Raw genomic sequence first — 17,188 nt, 5'->3', positions numbered from 1 at the left:
GGTGACCGGGCTAGACCTCGTCGAACTGGCTGCTTTCCTTGGAAGGGCCCGCGGTGTGGACAGTCCCCAAGGAGCGGATGAAGCGCTCGAAGGAGCACAATGTTTCTCTGTCGCGCCAAGCGTGCCGGCAACCGACCTGCACATGTACGGAACGCTCTGGCTTCTCAGGGGGAGTCCCGCAAGACGAAGCGCGTGCGGCTCTTCACCGAGGTCTTATCCCGCAGGCTTGCCGCGCACGCGCCGCTTCTCGCCGGGCTGTCCATATCGCGCGACTGACGCGCGGCAGGTCGCCGGAGACGCTTGCGCATCTGACGGTTCGGGCGACGGCAGCCTTCAAGGCGGGGAACTTTTTGAGCGGCTACGGTCTCTTACGGTTTGACGCTTTTGTCGCCATAGCCGCCCCATGGAGCCGGCGCGCTTGCGGCCTGCGCCGCTTGAGCGGGATTGAGCGCAGCATTCCACTTCGCAGGCCAGCGGCCCGGTATCTGGATAGGGCTCTATGTGGCGATGAGCTTGGCCAGACGATCCGATGCCTCGGTTCCATTCACTCCAAGGTCGCGAACGCTGCTCATGTGATTGGCACCGGAGAGGGCGGTTTGAGAGACTGCCAGCCCTTGTTTTCGCAGATGCTTCGCAAATGCCTCGGCCTGGCTGTGGAACGGCGGCGTTTCCTCGGCTCCAACAGCAATCTCGACCTCTACGGCGGGATCGAAGCGATGTGTCAGCGGCGACAGGCTGGCGGCCTCCTCGTCCGTTATGGCGATCTCGGCGGCAAGGAAGGAGGTCTGCAGAGGCTTCAGCTCGTACAAGCCGCCAAGCAGCAGCGCGCCCTTGACGCTTGATGATCGGCCGTCATCGTTGAACAGCATCGTCGCCAGATGGGCACCGGCGGAGTGCCCGCTGACCGTCAGGCGGCCGCAATCACCGCCATGCTCGGCGATGTGCTCAAGCACCCAACGCTTGGCTCGGCGCACCTGCTCGACGATGGCGGCCATCCTCACCGAGGGCATCAGTGAATAGTCGACGATGATCGCGATCGCGCCCGCCCGCGTCACCGTGTCCGCGACATAGGAATAATCGCGCTTGGAGAACATGCGCCAGTAGCCGCCGTGGATGAACATGTGCACCGGCAGGCGATCGCGTTTTCCCAGGGGAAAGAACAGATCGACGGTTTCGGCGGCGTCCGGTCCGTAGGCGACATCGGCGACGATCGGGATTTTCGCCCGGGTCTCCGCGCTGCGGCGAACGATCTCGGCGACGATATCGTCGAACTCCGCAACGTGGTCGCGGATGCGAAAGGGATCCCTGGTCACGCCTGCACCCTCACATCGTCACGGCGATATACTTGGCTTCCAGGAACTCGCTGATGCCGTGCTTTTGCCCGCCTTCGCGTCCCAGGCCGCTCTGCTTGACGCCGCCGAAGGGAGCCGCAGGGTCGGACATCAGGCCCCGATTCAGCGCGATCATACCCGACTCGATCCTTGATGCCACGCGCATGCCCTTGGCCAGATCGCGCGTGTAGATGTAGGCCGCCAACCCGTATTCGGTGTCGTTGGCGCGTGCGATGACTTCGGCCTCATCGTCGAAGCGCATGATTGGAGCGACGGGACCGAATATTTCCTCGTGCGCCATCTCCGCATCCAGGGCAACGTCGCAAAGAACCGTCGGCGGGTAGAAATAGCCCTTGTCATCCGAGGCTGCGCCTCCGCACAGCACCTTTGCACCGCGACGAACCGCGTCTTTGACGAGCCGGTCGATTTTCTCGATGGCTTTGCGAGTGATCATCGGGCCGCATTCGGTCTCGACGTCCGTGCCGGGGCCTACCTTGAGGGCGGCCATGCGCTTGCGCAGTCCCTCCGCGAACGCATCATGTATACCCGCCTGGACATAAAGCCGGTTGGCGGCGGTGCATGCTTCGCCGGCGTTGCGCATCTTGGCAATCATCGCTCCGTCGAGCGCTGCCTCCAGGTCGGCGTCGTCGAACACGACAAAGGGAGCGTTGCCGCCAAGCTCCATCGAACAGGAGATGACGTGCCTGGCGGCTTCGGCCAGAAGAACGCGCCCAACGCCTGTGGAGCCGGTGAACGAGAGTTTGCGCACTCGCGGGTCGGCCAGCATGGCAGCGGTCAGTGGTCCCGGATTGGACGTGGTGAGAACGTTCACGACACCGGGCGGGACGCCGGCGTCCTCATACAGCGCGGCAAGCGCATAGGCAGTCAGCGGCGTTTCGCTGGCGGGCTTCAGGATCACGGTACAGCCGGCTGCGAGCGCCGGCGCGATCTTGCGTGTGGCCATGGCAGCTGGAAAATTCCATGGCGTGATCAGCACACATATGCCTATCGGCTGGTAGTCGATGACGATGCGGTTTGCGCCGGAAGGTGCAAGGCCGAACTCGCCGCTGATGCGAACCGCTTCCTCGGCGTTCCACCGAAAGAACTCGGCCGCATAAGCGACTTCGCCGCGTGCATCGCGCAGCGCCTTGCCGTTCTCCAGCGAAATCAGCACGGCCAACGTTTCCGCCCGCTCGGTCATCAGTTCGAAGCAACGTCTCAGGATCTCCGACCGTTTGCGTGGGGCGGTTTCGCGCCAAGCAGCCGCCGCCTTGGCCGCGGCGTCGACGGCGGCGGCGGCGTCAGCCAGCGTAGCATCGGGAACAGCCGCGATGACGGATTCCGTCGATGGATCGACCACCTCGATAACGCGCCCGTCCGACGAGGGCCGCCATTGCCCGCCAATATAGAGCCCGTGTGAGAACGTGGCATATTCGGAGACGTCCTCCTCATCCAAAAGCCCTGGAGAAGCGTTCATCAGGTGTCTCCTGTTTCACATCAGGCTGGCCGGCATATCGCCGTCATAGGCCGCTTGCACCAGCCGTCGCATCGCGGCGGCGTCGAAAGGGCGGGGGTTGTTCTTGATCAGGCGGTCGATGCCAAGCGCCTGCTCGGCGGTCCACTCGATCTTGCCGGCAGGCAAACCCAGTTCGGCCAGCGTCCGTGTGATGCCGATCGCGCCGAAAAGCCGTGAGACCTCTGCGATGGTCGCGGAAGCCCTGTCCTTGAGTTCAATGTCGGCATGGGGAAGACCGAGCGCGGCACCAACCTCGGCAAACTCGCCGGCGGCGGCGGGCAGGTTGTAGTTCATCACGTAGGGAAGCATGGTCGCCACCCCCAATCCATGCGGCGTGTGGGTAAGCGCGCCAACCGGATATTGCACGGCATGGGCGGCGGCCGTCCCGGCCGTGCCGAAGGCGCAGCCGGCCGCCAAGGCGCCCATCATCACATCGGCGCGCGCATCCTCGTCCGCACCGTCCCGGTAGGCCCTTTCCAGGCTGCGGCCAAGAAGCTTGACGGCCAATAGCGCGAAATGGTCGGTGAGAGCGCTCTTGCCCACAAAGACGTGCTGCTGCGGCAGTGTCGGATCGGTTCCGCGTCTCGCCGCCGTAAAGGCTTCGATGGCGTGCGTCAGGGCATCGGCGCCGGCAATTGCCGTGAGCGCGGGCGGGCAGGTCGCGGTCAGCTCCGGGTCGCACAGCGCGACGGCGGCGATGAGGTGGGGACTTGAAATGCCGACCTTCAGCAGGCGCTCCGGATCGGAAATGACGGCTACGGGCGTCACCTCCGAGCCGGTGCCGGCGGTGGTCGGCACGGCAATCAGCGGCAGTGCTGGGCCCGGGACCTTGAACTCACCATAATAGTCCTGAAGCCTGCCGCCATGACTGATCAGCAGCGCCGCGCATTTGGCCATGTCGAGGCAGCTTCCACCACCGATCCCAACGACCATGTCGGGTTTGAAATCCTTCGCCTCGGCAACACAGACCGCGACGCTGTCCCGGGGCACGTCCGGCAGCGTGCGGTCATGGACAAGGATTTCAACCGAGGCATTGCTCAGCGCGGCCATCATCTCGCCGAATATGGCCGTTGCCGCGAAGCGCTCGTCGGTGCAGACGAGCGCGCGCTTGCCATGCCTGGATGCGACCTGCGGCAGCACCTGGCGCTGGCCTTTGCCGAACAAGATCTCACGCGGCAATCGCGCTGCGGCGAACAAGGTCATCGAGTGAGCCCTTCCAGTATGGATCGGCGATCCATCGCTCCTATTTAGGCGTATCCGCTATAAAATCGTATAGGATATAGGATTGAATTGGCCGGAGCATCGTGTTAGTGGTCCCTCCTGTCAAGAGGCAAAAAGATGCAGAACCCTGATGTGAAGCTTGATGACGACGCGCGGCCGACAGGCAGAATTCAGCGCGCAAACAGCCTCGCGGGAGACGTCTACGAGGCGATCTTCCAGCAACTCATGTCGCTCAAGATCGCGCCGGGGTCGCGCATAACCGTGGACAATCTCGTCCGGGAACTGGATGTCTCGCATACGCCGATCCGCGAGGCTCTCGGGCGCCTGGAAGGCGAAGGCCTGGTGATCAAGACCCATCTGATCGGCTATCGCGCCGCACCGCAGATCACACGCCGACGTTTTGACGAGCTTTACGAGTTGCGCCTTTTGCTTGAGCCTGCCGCCGCGGCCAAGGCAGCGGTCAGCCTCGACGCTGCCCGGCTGGCGGCCCTGCAAGAGGCGGCGGGGGTCATGACCCGCCGCGACGGCAGGGACGAGCGCCTTCGCTATTCCAACTTCGCCCGCCAGGATGCGATCTTCCATGACAAGATCATGGAGTTCGCGCAGAACGAGATCATCCGCGAGACGCTGAACCACCAGCACACGCATTTTCACATTTTCCGGCTCATGTACCACTCGCGCGTAACCGAGGAGGCGCTCGACGAGCACGAAGCCATTCTCTCGGCTTTCGCAGCCGGCGATGCGAACGCGGCGCGAAGGGCGATGCGGGTGCACATCGAGAACTCGCGCGACAGGCTCCTGCCTGCGTTCGAATAGGCAGCCGGACGCTCCAGGCGGGTGAAAACATGCCCTTTGCTGACATCCACAATCCGATGCCCAAAACCCAAGGCGCGCCTTGCACTGCCACGCAACCGAGAGGAAGACCATGCCAGCCAAAAAAATACTGATGCTGACCGGAGAGTTCACCGAGGAATACGAAATCTTCGTCTATCAGCAGGCGATGGAGGCCGTAGGCCACACCATCCACGTCGTGTGCCCCGACAAGAACGCCGGCGACCGGATCAAGACCTCGCTGCACGATTTTGAGGGCGACCAGACCTATACCGAGAAGCCCGGACACTACGCGCTGATCAACAAGACGTTTTCCGAGGCGGAAAGGCAGATCGACCAGTATGATGCGGTCTACTGCGCCGGCGGCCGCGGGCCGGAATACATCCGCACCGACAAGCGCGTTCAGGCCATGGTCCGCCACTTCCACGAGACCGGGAAGCCGATCTTCACGATCTGTCATGGCGTGCAGATTCTGATAGCGGTGGACGGTGTCGTGCGCGGCAAGAAGGTCGGTGCGCTGGCGGCCTGCGAGCCGGAGGTCACCCTTGCGGGCGGCACCTATGTCGACCTCTCGCCCACCGACGCCTATGTAGACGGCACGATGGTTTCGGCCAAAGGATGGACTGCACTTGCCGCCTTCATTCGTGAGTGTCTGAAGGTGCTGGGCACGGAAATCCACCATAACTAGCCACTGCCGGCCGCTGCGCTTGAGAAGGCGGGCGACCTGGCACAAATGCAGCGGCGGTCCCGGTTCGTGTCGGACCGCCGCGAGTTTCCCGCGGCCTTGCCAAGGCCGCGACGTCCTTCGATTTAAGTGCGAAGCGCGCCGTGCATCGCTTCTGCTACCAGCACACGAAGCCGCCATCCACGATAAGATCGATGCCGGTAACGAAAGACGCGGCTCGACTGGCCAGAAACACCGCCGGGCCTATCATCTCCTCGGGTGCCGCGAGGCGACCCATGGGCGTATCGCGCTCGAAGTTCTTCACTTGCTCGGCCACTTCCGGCCTCCGGTTCATCGGGGTCAGCGTGTATCCGGGGCTGAGCACGTTGAGCCGCAGTCCGCGGTCCGACCACTCCATCGCCAGGCTCTTGGTCATGTGAATGACCGCTGCCTTCGACGAGTTGTAGTGCGTCTGGAGGAGACCACGGTTGACGATCGAGCCGGACATGGAGGCCACGTTGATGATCGATCCCTTGCGGCGCGGCAGCATCACTCGAGCCTCGGCCTGGCAGGACAAGAACACACCGCCGACATTGATGCCGTAAAGTTCTTCCCACGTGGCCAGCGGCAATGTCTCGGCTGCATGCGCGCCGCCTATACCCGCATTGTTGACGGCAACCGTAAGCGCGCCGAGCTCCCTTTCGATACGCTCGACCGCGGTGGCGAGATCGGTTTCCGACGTCACCGAGCCGGTTATCGCAAGCGCCTTGCGGCCGAGCGCGGTGATCCTTTGGGCCGTCGCCTCGAGCCCTCCCTTCGAGGCGTGACCGAAGCACGCGACGTCGGCACCGGCCTGAGCAAGGCCGACCGCTATCGCCTGACCGATGCCACTGCCGGCGCCGGTGACCAGCGCGACGTCGCCGTCCAGTTTGAACAAGTCCATTGGGTAGTTCCTTCCTAATTCCTTGATCGCAATCGGGCGAACATACAGGAGTCTTGGTCTCGGCTGCGGTTTTTGTCGCACCCCATCCTTGCTGGTCGCTCAAATGCTGCTGCTGAACGTGGCGGCGATCGATCGACGCCTCGAGCGCGAACTCTGAAGTCACAGAATAGATCCTCGGGTCTGCGCGCGTCGCTTCGCTTCTTGCGCCGCCCGTGGATGACGATGGCGATGCGCGTTTCGGCCAATCTCCAACGCTTGCCAACCGCCAGCGCAAACATAGCCCACCGCACAAATTTCGATGTCGAGGAACTCACCGGCCGCAAGCGGGAAACGGGAACTTTTGTTCCGCTGGCGATTTTGGCTATGCTGCAGATCCGAATTGCCGGAAGGTCGCTGCCATGACGAAATATTTTGCAATCGCCGCGCTCATGCTTGCCGCAGCAGCCATGATGGCGGGCCCGGCCGCCGCTGGCGAACAGCATCGCTACCGCGTCGTCAATCGGGAGCGTTATGTTCCAGCCAGTGACGACATCATCGAGACGCTGTTCGGCGGTCCGCGTTACTACGACCGGCAGATGCCCACCACGTCGGCGGGCGCCTGCGCATATCACCGCGTCGGGCCGGATGCGGACGCGGTCAATGACATCAACGACCACTATTGCGGGAAGTAAGATCCCCGGGCCGGCGTTCCTCGGGATCAGTGTTCGACGAGCCTCGACCCTCTTTGCGTTCATGGTCCCTGCGAACGTATCGCCGGTGTGGCTGTGGCTGGCCGGACGCGGCGGTTGAATGCCGATCCCGTCACGGGTCCACGGTCATCGCGCACACTCTACCCGGACATTGTATACAATAATTGAGAAATATGTTGACAATCGATCTCGGCCGGTTTCCCTTACACTATACGCGCAGCTTATGAGCAAAACACAAAGCGCGATAACCAAGGGGAACTGAAGCTATGATCAACCGTCGCTCGACTCTGAAATCAATGGCGCTCGGCGCCGTCTCGACCCTGGCTCTTGCCGCTCTCGGCGTTTCGTCCGCGCAGGCTGAAAACAAGGAACTGAAGATCGGCTTCGTCGGCGTTACCAGCGGGCCCGCCGCCGCCTGGGGCACCTCGAACGTGCGCTCGATGCAGACCCGCGCCGCCTGGATCAACGAAACCAGTGGCGTCAAGATCGGCAACGACACCTACAACATCAACATTGTCACCTTCGACGACCAGAAGGATCCCAAGCGCGCCATCGCCGGCATGGAAAAGATGGCGCAGGAAGGCGTGCACTATGTCGTCGGGCCGAATGTCGATGATGGCGCCGCCGCGGTGCGCCCGGTCGCCGAGGCCAACGGCATCATTTATTTCCCCTACGCCTTCCCCAAGGCGCTCTACCAGAAGCCGGCCTCGAATGCGGTGCTCGGCATGATCGCCAACTACCAGTCCGGTCCGGCGATCTACAAATATCTCAAGGAAAACAAAGGCGTGAAAAAGATCGCCTTTGTCGCGGCCAATGAATCCGACCCGCTCAGCCAGCGCGACAGCGGCGTCGAGGCGGCGAAGGCACTTGGACTGGAAGTCGTCGCCCAGAACGACACCTACCAGAATGACACCCGCGACTTCACGCCAGTGCTGACGCCGATCGTCGCCTTGAAGCCCGACCTGCTCGTCCTGTCCGGCGTGGCCCCGGCCAACGCGCCGCTGCTCATCCGCGCCGCCCGCGAGCTCGGCTATGAAGGCCTGATCTCGACGGAAACCGCGCAGGACGCCAAGGTCCTGGAGGAGGGCGCCGGCGAATACGCCAACGGCTTCATCTCCGTCGGCGGCGCCTCCACGCCGGAGATCGCCTCGGACGCGATGAAGGAATTCGTCGCCCGCTACACCAAGATGTTCGGCGAATACAACGACGAGTCAAACACCAAGGTCTATGCGCTCGAATACATCATCGAGACCTTGAAGGCCAATCCGGCGGCCATCAACAACGTCGAGGAATTCAAGAAGACCATGGACACTTTCTCGGCGCCCAATCCCTTCCTGAAGGGCGACGCGAAGCTCAGCTATGTCGGCATGACCTCCTTCGGCCAGAAGCGCCAGCTTTCGGTGCCGATGGTGGTCAACGAATATAAGGACGGCGCTTTCCAGACCTTGTTCGTCGGTTCCGTCGACTAGCGCCACCTTCGAGCGTCATTCCTCCAGCTTGCCGCGGGGTCCGATAGGCCGGACCCCGCGGAACATCGAAGGTATCCATGGAACAGGTCATCGCCAACGGATTGTATCTCGGTGCCCAATACGCGCTGATCGCGCTGGGCTTGACCCTGATCTTCGCCCTGATGAACGTGCTCAATTTTGCTCACGGGCAGATGTATGTGCTGGGCGGGTTCATCGCCTACACTGTCTACGGCCAGCTCGGCCTGCCTTTCGTGGTCGCGCTGCTCGCCTCTGGCGTCACGCTCGCCATCATCGGCGCGCTGATGGAGAAATTCCTCTTCCGCACCGTCATCAGGCGAAGTCACCGCGAGGAGAGCACCATGCTGCTCGCTGCCGCGACGGCCTTTTTCTTTGACGCCGTCATCCTGCTTCTGTTCGGCGAAAAGCAGCGCGGCGTTCCCAAGATAGTCAAGGGCGTCTTCAACGATGCCGGCATCATCATGCCTTATGATCGTATCGTCGTCGGCGTGCTGGCGATCGTCTTCATCGCCGCCTTCGTGCTCTATATGCAGTACAGCCGGGTTGGGCGGGCCATGCGCGCGCTTGCCCAGGATCGCGTCGCGGCCCAGCTGATGGGCGTCCGCGTCGATCGCTATTCGATGATCGGCTTTGCCATGGGCGCCATGCTCGCGGGCGTCGTCGGCGGGCTGCTGGTTACCATCACCGGCGTCAATTCGGGCATTGGCGGGCCGATCTCGATCAAGGCCTTCCTGATGGTGATGATCGGCGGCGCCGGCGTCGTCGGCGGCGCGATTGCTGGCGGCTTCATCCTGGGCATGATGGAGTCGGTCGGGCTCACCGTGCTGCGCGAATATGGCGACGTGACCTACCTTGTCATATTCGCTGCCCTGATGGTGTTCCTGTCGGTCCGTCCCAACGGGCTGATGGGCAAGCCGTGGGGTTGATGGCGCCATGACCCGCAACCGCAACATGAAAATCGCATCGGTCGTGGCCTTTGTGGCGATCGTCTTCATCGCCGTGCCGGCCGCGATCTCGGCAAGCGGCCGTTTTGATCTCTACTACACGTTGACCTCGGTGGCGCTGCTCAGCATCGCCAGCGCAGGTGTCTGGCTCACCTTCTATATCGGCCGCATCAACATCGGCCAGGGTGCCTATGCGCTGATGGGCGGCTACGTCTCGGCCATACTGGTGATGAACCATAGCTGGTCGTTCTGGCTGACGCTTCCTGTCGCGGGCCTGTTCTGCGCCGCCGCCAGCGTGCTGATCGGCCTGCCGATTCTGCGCCTGCGCGGCGTCTACTTCGCCATGGTCACGCTGGTGCTGACCGAGGTGGCGCGGTTGCTCGCTTTGGCGCTGCCGATCACCAACGGCGCCAAGGGCATCGTCAGCATCCCGCTGCCCGGCGCACTGTCGGTCTTCGGCATCACGCTGATCCCTGATTTCGCCACGCTGCAGAATTCGCGGCTCGCCTTCTATCTGCTGGCGGTCACGCTGATGGTGGTCTGCTTCGGGGTCATGTACCGGCTGGTCAATTCGCGCATCGGCAAGCTGTGCCAGTCGCTGCAGCAGAATGAGGAGCTTGCGTCCTCGATCGGCGTCAACATCGCCTATCTGCGCGTCATTGCCTATGCCGTCTCGTCCTTCTTCGGCGGCGTTTCCGGCGCCATCTTTGCCGCCATCTCGCAATCGATCTATCCGTCGAGCTTCACCGTCACCGATTCCGTCAACTTCATGCTGAACTGCTTCCTCGGCGGCCTCGGCTATGTGTTCGGTCCGATGCTCGGCACGCTCGTGCTCTATTTCGGCTGGGACCTCCTGTTCCAGACCGGCCGATTCCAATTGCTCATCTATTCCGGCCTGATGATCGTCCTGATGCTGGTGCTGCCCAATGGTCTGCTCAGCCTCGCCGAAACGACCCGGAAGAAGGGTTGAGCCATGGCCGAAATGCTCGAAGTCTCAGGCATCACCAAGCGCTTCGGCGGTCTCGTCGCGGTCAACAACGTCTCCTTCTCGGTGCGCGAGAAGGAGATCCTGTCCGTCATTGGCCCCAACGGCGCCGGCAAGTCGACTTTGTTCAAGCTGATCTCGTCATTCCTCAAGCCCACGACGGGCGAGGTGCGCCTGAAGGGCGAACGCATCTCCGGTCTCGCTCCGCATATCGCCGCGCGCAGGGGCGTGGTGCGCACCTTCCAGGAGACGACGATCTTCAAGAACATGAGCGTGCGCGACAACGTCATCATCGCCCATCATTTGCGCTCCAGGGCGAGCCTCTTCGGCTTCTTCCTCGGCACCGGTGCGGCGAGGGCGGACGAAGCGGCCTTCGGCGCCTCCGCCGACGAAATCCTGGCGCTGCTCGGCCTCTCCTCGCTCGCCAATGAGACCGCCCGCAACCTGCCGCACGGCCATTTGCGCGCGCTGGGTGTCGCCATCGGCCTTGCGACCAATCCTTCGATCCTGCTGCTCGACGAACCCTTCGCCGGCATGAACCATGACGAGACGATGCGCATGGTGGAGATGGTGCGACGCCTGCGCGATCTCGGCCTCACCATCTTGCTTGTCGAGCACGACATGCCGGCCGTGATGAAGATTTCCGACCGCGTCGTCGTGCTCAATTTCGGGCAAAAGATCGCCGAGGGAACCCCGTCGGAGATCCAAGCCAATGAGAAGGTGATCGAGGCCTATCTGGGCAGCGAAGACGAGGCGATCGGCCTATGAACCGGATCCTGAACTTCGCCAATGTCGAGCTCTACTACGACCATGTCTACGCGCTGAAAGGCGTGTCGCTCGAGGTCAATGAAGGCGAGACCGTCGCGCTGATCGGCGCCAACGGCGCTGGCAAGTCGTCGATCCTTCGCGCCATCACCGGCTTGCGCAAGATCAGGTCCGGCGAGATCCATTACGGCGGCAAGCGCATCGACGCCGCCGCCCCCGACGAGATCGTCAAGATGGGCATTGCCATGGTGCCGGAAGGGCGCCGCGTCTTCCCCTTCATGTCGGTCAGGGACAACCTCCTGATGGGCGCCTTCACCCGCACCAGCAAATCCGAGATCGCCGCGTCGATGGAGATGGTGTTGGGGCGCTTTCCGCGGCTGAAGGAGCGCTTCTCGCAGGCCGCCGGCACGATGAGCGGCGGCGAACAGCAGATGCTTGTCATCGGCCGCGCGCTGATGGCCAAGCCGAAGCTCTTGCTGCTCGACGAGCCGTCGCTCGGCGTCGCGCCAAAACTCGTCCAGGACATCGCCCGCTCCATCGTCGCCATTAATCGCGACGAGAAGGTCAGTGTGCTCCTGGTTGAGCAGAATTCGCGCATGGCGCTGCGCATCTCGCAGCGCGCTTATGCGCTGACCACCGGCAGTGTCGCGCTGAGCGGCAACTCCGCCGAATTGCTGACCGACGACCGGGTCAAGCGTCTTTATCTCGGTGGTGAGATCTGAGGCTGATTCAATGCGCATTCTCGTCATCAATCCCAACACGACCGCCTCGATGACCGCCAAGATCTGCGAGGCGGCGCAAAGCGTCGCCTCCGCGGGAACCGAAATCATGGCGGTCAATCCGGCCGACGGTCCGCCAAGCATCGAAGGCTACTTCGACGAGGTCTTCGCCGTGCCGGGCATCATTGCCGAGATGCGCAAGGCGCCGGCGGCCGATGCCTATGTGATTGCCTGCTTCGACGACACCGGGCTCGACGCGGCGCGCTGTGCCAGCGGAGCTCCCGTCATCGGCATCGGCGAGGCCGCGTTCCATATGGCGAGCCTGATCGCCGGCAAGTTCAGCGTCGTCACGACGCTTGCCTGCTCGGTGCCCGCGATCGAGCACAATCTGGCGAAATACGGTCTCGCCTCGCGCTGCGCCAAGGTACGCTCGTCGGAGGTCCCCGTGCTCGAGCTCGAACATCCGGGCTCGAATGCAAGGCACAGGATATCGCAGGAGATCGCGCGCGCCATAAGCGAGGATCACGCCGAGGCCATCGTGCTCGGCTGCGCCGGCATGGCCGACCTTGCCAACAGCCTGTCGGAAGAACATGGCGTTCCCGTGCTCGATGGCGTCGTCTGCGCCGTCACGCTGGCCGAGAGCCTGTGCAAGGTGGGCTTGAGGACATCGAAGATCGGTGGCTATGCCGCGCCGCGCGGCAAACAGTTCGCCGGCATGTTTGCACCGCTGTCGCCCACGGAAATCGAGATCGTCTAGCCGGCTTCATGCTGCCGGACGACCGGCCGGCGCCCGGACAGGTGGGATTGACCGCCGCGCGAGCGATACTAGATTGGACGGGCTGCCGGCGATTTGGGGGGCAGATCAGGCCATTTCGGGCCCGCGCATTGAAAGTATGTTGACGGTACTCAAGGAAGAAGATCGCGACGACAAGCCGGCCGCGCGCTGGTCGCCGATCTATTATGGGCTGAGGGACGCCATCGTCAGCCATCGTCTCGCGCCGGGTACCAAATTGCCGGAGGACGAGCTGGCCTCGATCTATTCGGTGAGCCGCACGGTAGTTCGGTCCGCGCTGCAGGCCCTTGCCCATGACCGGCTGGCGCGGCTGGAGCCCAATCGCGGCGCCTTTGTCGCGCAGCCGTCGAAGATCGAGGCGCGCGAAGTGTTCGAGGCGAGGGCGCTGATCGAACCCAAGGTGGCCGCGCTCGCCGCCAGGACGGCGGTGCCGCCCGATATCGCGCAATTGCGGTCACACCTGGAGAAGGAGCACGACGCGCTGCACGCCGGCCGCGACAGTGACGCCATCATGCTGTCGGCGCGCTTCCACGTCGGCATCGCCGAGATCGCCGCGCATTCGGTGTTCACCAATTTCGTGCGCGACCTCGTCTCGCACTCCTCGCTGATCATCGCGCTCTACTGGAAGCGCCGCGACGCCACCTGCGAGAAGCACGCCCATCACGCGCTGGTCGACGCGATCGAGGCCGGCGACAGTGCCGACGCCGCGGCCTTGATGAACAGCCATCTGGTCGACTTGCTGTCCGGACTCGACCTTACCGACAAGGTGGAGAAGTCCGACAGCTTGGCGGATCTGCTTCGAGCTTAGAGCGAACGGCGGTTCAGCCGGGTCGCTGAACCGCCGGACGACCAGGCTAGGCTGCGGCCGCCTGCTTGTAATCCATTCGCTCGAGATCGGCGATGAGGCCGGGTCCGGTAGGCTGCCAGCCGAGATGCGCGCGCGTCCATTCGCTCGACGCTTGCATGTCGAGGCTGGCGAACATGGCAAGCCATCCGAAATGGTCGGCAGCCTCTTCCTGCGACAGCGAGACTACCGGCACGTTGAGACCGGCACCGATCACTTCCGCGATCTCGCGCACCGGGATGCCTTCCTCGGCGACGGCGTTGTAGCGAACGCCGGCTTCCTGCTTATCCAGCGCCAGACGGTATAGCTTCGCGACATCCAGCACATGCGCCGCCGACCACCGGTTGCGGCCTTCGCCAAGATAGGCGGACACGCCCTTGGCGTGCGTCTGCGCGATCAGCGGTGTGATCAGGCCCTGCTTCACCGTGTCATGCACCTGCGGCAACCGCACCACCGACACCTTGACGCCCTTCTCGGCCATCGCCGCGCCGGTGAGCTCCGACAGGATACGCGGATTGGGATGGTCGGTATTGAACACGTCTTCTCTCGCCGGCTGTCCGTGCTCGGCGGAACCCATGCCCACACCGGACGTGATGATAAGCAACCGGTCCGAGCCGGCCAGCGCGCCGCCCAGCGCTTCGATGGCGCGCTTGTCCTTCTCGCAATTGGCCACGAAATTCGAGAAATTGTGGTCGAAGGCGGTGTGGATCACCGCATCCGATTTCGCCGCGCCGTCGCGCAGGCTGTCGAGGTCTTCGAGGTCGCCGCGATGCGGCTCGGCGCCTGCGGCGACAAGCGACCGCGCGCCTGCATCGGAGCGAGTCAGGCCAAGCACCTTATGCCCGGCGGCAAGAAGTTCGGGCACGATCCTGGAACCGATGAAGCCGGTCGCGCCGGTAAGGAATACACGCATGGGAGGTCTCCTGTCGTTGTTCGGAGGCCTTATTTGCGCTATAACTCATTCTGTTAAAGTAGTGGCTTTATCATGGTATAATAGTCAATAGGATGGCAATGCCCCAAGGGACCGCCAGCAAAGAGACGACCAACAGGCTTGGCACCTTTCTTCGCGATCGCCGCATGCGCCTCGATCCCGCCGCCTTCGGTTTCGCCACGGGGCGGCGGCGCACGCAAAGGCTGCGCCGCGAAGAGGTGGCGCAGCGCGCCAATATCAGCCCGACTTGGTACACTTGGCTGGAGCAGGGGCGGGGCGGCGCGCCGTCCGCCGACGTGCTGAACCGCATCGCGACCGGGCTGATGCTGACCGAGCCCGAGCGCGAGCATTTGTTCATGCTGGGTCTCGGGCGGCCTCCGGAAGTTCGCTACAAAAGCGTGGACAGCGTGACGCCGCGACTCCAGCGTGTCCTCGACGCTTTGGACCCGAGCCCGGCGATCATCAAGACCGCGACCTGGGACGTGGTTGCCTGGAACCGTGCGGCGGCCGCGATGCTGACGGACTATTCCAAGCTGCCGCGCGAGCAGCGCAACATCCTGCGCCTGATGTTCGGCAATTCGCGCGTGCGTGACGCGCAGGACGACTGGCAGAGCGTCGCGCGTTTCGTGGTCGGATCCTTCAGAGCCGACGCCGTCCGCGCCGGCGCCGGCGCGGAGGTCACGGAACTGGTCGAGGAGCTTTCCAGGATCAGCCCCGAGTTCGCGGCACTGTGGCGCGACAATGACGTCGTTGCGGCGCATGGCGAGGGCGTGAAGCGTCTGCGGCATCCCGAGATCGGACTGATCGAGCTGGAGTTCTCGGTCTTCGCGGTCGACGGCCGCCCGGAACTCGGCATGATCGTCTACAATCCCGTCACGCAGTCGGATGCGGAACGTATTCGATCACTGATCGCATCTCGCGCCGCAGAATGATGGCCGCCATGCGCGGTGTTCCGCCAAGGTGCGGCGAAGCGGAAAACAGGTCACAAAGGCGACCCGGTTAGGATAATATCCACCGCCCGACTCCTTCGTGGAAGATGTCCTATGACCTTGAATGAGCTTAGTTGGTCGCCCTCTGAAAAGAAAGTTGCCCGCGCCGCATATGACAAGGCCCTTGAGAGGGCACTGGCCAGCATCATGACCGAATTCAAAAGACGGGCGAACGCCGCGACCACACCCTCCGAGATGTGGGAGGTCGAGGACTATCTGAAGGAGCAACGTCGCGATTTGGATCGGACGTTCGACTATCGCTATTCGCAACTGACCGTCGTTTTCGCAACTCTCATCCGGCAAGGATATCTGGACGAGGACTTACTCTCGGGTCTGTCGCAAGAAAAACGCGAGGAGATCCGCAGAATGCTTGCGTGGCACAAGGGATAAGGGTTTAGAAGCGTTACCTTCGCGCCCCTGCACGCCGGATCGCTTGTGGTGGTTGGCCGAAGCTCCTCATGAAGGCGCGGCGCATGCGGCCGGCATCGCCGAAGCCGCTCTGTTCGGTCGAGCGGATTATTGCCTGACTTAACCGCCTTCACGGGCCTTCGAAGCGTCAGCTTTGCCCCGCCTGCCTGATCGCTTCGGGGCGGCGTCAGCGCCGCCCGGCTGCCTGATGTGGTCGATGAAAGCGCGCAGCTTGGGCAACACCTGGTGCCTTTCCGGATAATACAGGAAAACGCCCGGCGTGGTTACCGCGAAGCGGCCGAGCAGCGCCTGCAGTCGCCCGTCGGCGATCGGCGCTTCGGCGATCGGGCTCGGCACCTGGGCCAGCCCGATGCCTTGGATCGCCGCCCCGAGCAGCGACGGGTAGTCGTGCGCGATGAGTGGTCCCGACACGATTGCCTCGACGGCTTTGTTGCCGTCGACAAAGGACCAGGGCGCGACCGAACCATTCGAGCGGCGCAGGCGCAGGCAGGCATGGTCGCGCAGGTCCTCGATGCGCTCGGGCACCCCGCGCTGGCGCAAGTAATCCGGGCTGCCGACGACCGCCATCGGAAAGGAGGGCGTCAGGCGGACCGCGACCATGTCGGGCGCGATCAAGTCGCCCATCCGGATGCCGGCGTCGAATCCCTCGGCGGCGAGATCGGCGAGCTCGCCGCTGGCGACGATCTCCAGCTCGATCTCGGGATAGGCCTGGCAGAAGGAGGCGACCATCGGCTCCAGCAGCATCGGCACCACGGCCGGCGGTACCGAGAGGCGCAAGAGCCCCGCCGGCCGCTGGCCCATCCCGCGCGCGATCTCGCTCGCGGCGATCAATTCCTCGAAGGCGGGCCGCGCGCGGGCGAAGAAGCGCTCGCCGGCTTCGGTAAGGCCGACGCTGCGCGTCGTGCGGATGAAGAGCGCGGCACCGATGCGCGCCTCGAGCGTGCGTATCGCCTGGCTGATCGCTGATGGCGTGACGGCGAGCTCGGCCGCCGCCTTACGGAAATTGCGATGCCTTGCTACGCTCAGGAATGCTTCGACGCCGTCGAGCGCGCCGTGCCTGACTGTGAAGTTCTGCTTCATGACCCATCGACATTATCGTGGATAGCG

Annotated in this window: 19 protein-coding genes and 1 pseudogene; 14 read left to right on the top strand and 6 right to left on the bottom strand. The window is 63.4% G+C overall.

Features of this window, described 5'->3' with window-relative positions; genetic code table 11:
• Positions 1-121 precede the first annotated feature (121 nt).
• Positions 122-276 (top strand): annotated as a pseudogene (locus LB535_RS13785) (LysR family transcriptional regulator); the annotation flags it as partial.
• 221 nt (positions 277-497) lie between these two features.
• Here the strand turns inward: LB535_RS13785 and LB535_RS13780 are convergent.
• The 3 genes from LB535_RS13780 to LB535_RS13770 are packed head-to-tail and all read right to left on the bottom strand — an operon-like array spanning position 498 to position 4,050.
• The gene (locus tag LB535_RS13780) at positions 498-1,313 is read right to left on the bottom strand and encodes an alpha/beta hydrolase (RefSeq protein ID WP_224632576.1); all 816 of its coding nucleotides are present in this window, start codon (positions 1,311-1,313) and stop codon (positions 498-500) included.
• A 10-nt stretch (positions 1,314-1,323) separates the two neighbouring features.
• Positions 1,324-2,787 (bottom strand): NAD-dependent succinate-semialdehyde dehydrogenase, encoded by a 1,464-nt coding sequence (locus tag LB535_RS13775; protein WP_411969565.1) that lies wholly within the window; start codon positions 2,785-2,787, stop codon positions 1,324-1,326.
• 36 nt (positions 2,788-2,823) lie between these two features.
• Positions 2,824-4,050, bottom strand: a complete 1,227-nt coding sequence (locus tag LB535_RS13770) for an iron-containing alcohol dehydrogenase (protein ID WP_224632574.1) — start codon at positions 4,048-4,050, stop codon at positions 2,824-2,826.
• A 135-nt stretch (positions 4,051-4,185) separates the two neighbouring features.
• On the opposite strand from LB535_RS13770, the gene LB535_RS13765 reads away from it, so the two are divergent.
• Both LB535_RS13765 and LB535_RS13760 read left to right on the top strand, forming a co-directional pair.
• Positions 4,186-4,884 (top strand): GntR family transcriptional regulator, encoded by a 699-nt coding sequence (locus LB535_RS13765; protein ID WP_224632573.1) that lies wholly within the window; start codon positions 4,186-4,188, stop codon positions 4,882-4,884.
• A 109-nt stretch (positions 4,885-4,993) separates the two neighbouring features.
• Positions 4,994-5,587: a DJ-1/PfpI family protein gene (locus LB535_RS13760; protein WP_224632572.1), complete on the top strand. Its 594-nt coding sequence runs from the start codon at positions 4,994-4,996 to the stop codon at positions 5,585-5,587.
• A gap of 154 nt (positions 5,588-5,741) precedes the next feature.
• Here LB535_RS13760 and LB535_RS13755 read toward each other — a convergent pair whose 3' ends face one another.
• Positions 5,742-6,506, bottom strand: a complete 765-nt coding sequence (locus LB535_RS13755; protein WP_224632571.1) for an SDR family oxidoreductase — start codon at positions 6,504-6,506, stop codon at positions 5,742-5,744.
• A 222-nt stretch (positions 6,507-6,728) separates the two neighbouring features.
• Between LB535_RS13755 and LB535_RS13750 the strand changes: the two genes are divergently transcribed.
• The 9 genes from LB535_RS13750 to LB535_RS13710 all read left to right on the top strand — a co-directional run bounded on the left by LB535_RS13750 (position 6,729) and on the right by LB535_RS13710 (position 13,696).
• On the top strand, positions 6,729-6,908 hold the full coding sequence (locus tag LB535_RS13750; RefSeq protein WP_224632570.1) for a hypothetical protein: 180 nt from the start codon (positions 6,729-6,731) through the stop codon (positions 6,906-6,908).
• The gene (locus tag LB535_RS13745; RefSeq protein ID WP_224632569.1) at positions 6,905-7,177 is read left to right on the top strand and encodes a hypothetical protein; all 273 of its coding nucleotides are present in this window, start codon (positions 6,905-6,907) and stop codon (positions 7,175-7,177) included. The genes LB535_RS13750 and LB535_RS13745 overlap by 4 nt, the downstream gene beginning before the upstream one ends.
• 284 nt (positions 7,178-7,461) lie before the next feature.
• The gene (locus LB535_RS13740) at positions 7,462-8,664 is read left to right on the top strand and encodes an ABC transporter substrate-binding protein (RefSeq protein WP_224632568.1); all 1,203 of its coding nucleotides are present in this window, start codon (positions 7,462-7,464) and stop codon (positions 8,662-8,664) included.
• A gap of 77 nt (positions 8,665-8,741) precedes the next feature.
• Positions 8,742-9,608 carry a branched-chain amino acid ABC transporter permease gene (locus LB535_RS13735; RefSeq protein ID WP_224632567.1) on the top strand — a complete coding sequence of 289 codons (867 nt, stop codon included), beginning with the start codon at positions 8,742-8,744 and terminating at the stop codon, positions 9,606-9,608.
• A gap of 7 nt (positions 9,609-9,615) precedes the next feature.
• Positions 9,616-10,596: a branched-chain amino acid ABC transporter permease gene (locus LB535_RS13730; RefSeq protein ID WP_224632566.1), complete on the top strand. Its 981-nt coding sequence runs from the start codon at positions 9,616-9,618 to the stop codon at positions 10,594-10,596.
• A 3-nt stretch (positions 10,597-10,599) separates the two neighbouring features.
• Complete coding sequence (locus tag LB535_RS13725) at positions 10,600-11,379, top strand: ABC transporter ATP-binding protein (protein ID WP_224632565.1); 780 nt, start codon at positions 10,600-10,602, stop codon at positions 11,377-11,379.
• Positions 11,376-12,098 carry an ABC transporter ATP-binding protein gene (locus LB535_RS13720; protein ID WP_224632564.1) on the top strand — a complete coding sequence of 241 codons (723 nt, stop codon included), beginning with the start codon at positions 11,376-11,378 and terminating at the stop codon, positions 12,096-12,098. The genes LB535_RS13725 and LB535_RS13720 overlap by 4 nt, the downstream gene beginning before the upstream one ends.
• A 10-nt stretch (positions 12,099-12,108) precedes the next feature.
• On the top strand, positions 12,109-12,852 hold the full coding sequence (locus tag LB535_RS13715; RefSeq protein WP_224632563.1) for an aspartate/glutamate racemase family protein: 744 nt from the start codon (positions 12,109-12,111) through the stop codon (positions 12,850-12,852).
• Positions 12,853-12,988: 136 nt separating this feature from the next.
• Positions 12,989-13,696, top strand: coding sequence for a GntR family transcriptional regulator (locus tag LB535_RS13710; protein WP_224632562.1), 708 nt, complete (start codon positions 12,989-12,991; stop codon positions 13,694-13,696).
• Positions 13,697-13,742: 46 nt separating this feature from the next.
• On the opposite strand, the gene LB535_RS13705 is transcribed toward LB535_RS13710, so the two are convergent.
• Positions 13,743-14,645: an SDR family oxidoreductase gene (locus LB535_RS13705; protein ID WP_224632561.1), complete on the bottom strand. Its 903-nt coding sequence runs from the start codon at positions 14,643-14,645 to the stop codon at positions 13,743-13,745.
• Between the two features lie 98 nt (positions 14,646-14,743).
• On the opposite strand from LB535_RS13705, the gene LB535_RS13700 reads away from it, so the two are divergent.
• Entirely contained in the window at positions 14,744-15,595 is an 852-nt protein-coding gene (locus tag LB535_RS13700) for a helix-turn-helix transcriptional regulator (protein ID WP_224632560.1), read from the top strand.
• Between the two features lie 111 nt (positions 15,596-15,706).
• Entirely contained in the window at positions 15,707-16,042 is a 336-nt protein-coding gene (locus tag LB535_RS13695; protein ID WP_176477114.1) for a hypothetical protein, read from the top strand.
• A gap of 138 nt (positions 16,043-16,180) precedes the next feature.
• On the opposite strand, the gene LB535_RS13685 is transcribed toward LB535_RS13695, so the two are convergent.
• Entirely contained in the window at positions 16,181-17,161 is a 981-nt protein-coding gene (locus LB535_RS13685; RefSeq protein WP_224632559.1) for a LysR family transcriptional regulator, read from the bottom strand.
• Positions 17,162-17,188 lie beyond the last annotated feature (27 nt).

Origin of the sequence: Mesorhizobium sp. CA10 (assembly GCF_020165285.1) — a bacterium.
GTDB lineage: Bacteria > Pseudomonadota > Alphaproteobacteria > Rhizobiales > Rhizobiaceae > Mesorhizobium.
The sequence above is the reverse complement of the archived record's forward strand: the minus strand, read 5'-3'. Positions and strand labels throughout refer to the sequence as shown.

Excerpts from the sequence above, each read along its gene's own strand:
- LB535_RS13770 (WP_224632574.1), bottom strand. The coding sequence starts at position 4,050 with ATGACCTTGTTCGCCGCAGCGCGATTGCCGCGTGAGATCTTGTTCGGC.
- LB535_RS13765 (WP_224632573.1), top strand. The coding sequence starts at position 4,186 with ATGCAGAACCCTGATGTGAAGCTTGATGACGACGCGCGGCCGACAGGC.
- LB535_RS13760 (WP_224632572.1), top strand. The coding sequence starts at position 4,994 with ATGCCAGCCAAAAAAATACTGATGCTGACCGGAGAGTTCACCGAGGAA.
- LB535_RS13755 (WP_224632571.1), bottom strand. The coding sequence starts at position 6,506 with ATGGACTTGTTCAAACTGGACGGCGACGTCGCGCTGGTCACCGGCGCC.
- LB535_RS13750 (WP_224632570.1), top strand. The coding sequence starts at position 6,729 with ATGGCGATGCGCGTTTCGGCCAATCTCCAACGCTTGCCAACCGCCAGC.
- LB535_RS13745 (WP_224632569.1), top strand. The coding sequence starts at position 6,905 with ATGACGAAATATTTTGCAATCGCCGCGCTCATGCTTGCCGCAGCAGCC.
- LB535_RS13740 (WP_224632568.1), top strand. The coding sequence starts at position 7,462 with ATGATCAACCGTCGCTCGACTCTGAAATCAATGGCGCTCGGCGCCGTC.
- LB535_RS13735 (WP_224632567.1), top strand. The coding sequence starts at position 8,742 with ATGGAACAGGTCATCGCCAACGGATTGTATCTCGGTGCCCAATACGCG.
- LB535_RS13730 (WP_224632566.1), top strand. The coding sequence starts at position 9,616 with ATGACCCGCAACCGCAACATGAAAATCGCATCGGTCGTGGCCTTTGTG.
- LB535_RS13725 (WP_224632565.1), top strand. The coding sequence starts at position 10,600 with ATGGCCGAAATGCTCGAAGTCTCAGGCATCACCAAGCGCTTCGGCGGT.
- LB535_RS13720 (WP_224632564.1), top strand. The coding sequence starts at position 11,376 with ATGAACCGGATCCTGAACTTCGCCAATGTCGAGCTCTACTACGACCAT.
- LB535_RS13715 (WP_224632563.1), top strand. The coding sequence starts at position 12,109 with ATGCGCATTCTCGTCATCAATCCCAACACGACCGCCTCGATGACCGCC.
- LB535_RS13710 (WP_224632562.1), top strand. The coding sequence starts at position 12,989 with ATGTTGACGGTACTCAAGGAAGAAGATCGCGACGACAAGCCGGCCGCG.
- LB535_RS13705 (WP_224632561.1), bottom strand. The coding sequence starts at position 14,645 with ATGCGTGTATTCCTTACCGGCGCGACCGGCTTCATCGGTTCCAGGATC.
- LB535_RS13700 (WP_224632560.1), top strand. The coding sequence starts at position 14,744 with ATGCCCCAAGGGACCGCCAGCAAAGAGACGACCAACAGGCTTGGCACC.
- LB535_RS13695 (WP_176477114.1), top strand. The coding sequence starts at position 15,707 with ATGACCTTGAATGAGCTTAGTTGGTCGCCCTCTGAAAAGAAAGTTGCC.
- LB535_RS13685 (WP_224632559.1), bottom strand. The coding sequence starts at position 17,161 with ATGAAGCAGAACTTCACAGTCAGGCACGGCGCGCTCGACGGCGTCGAA.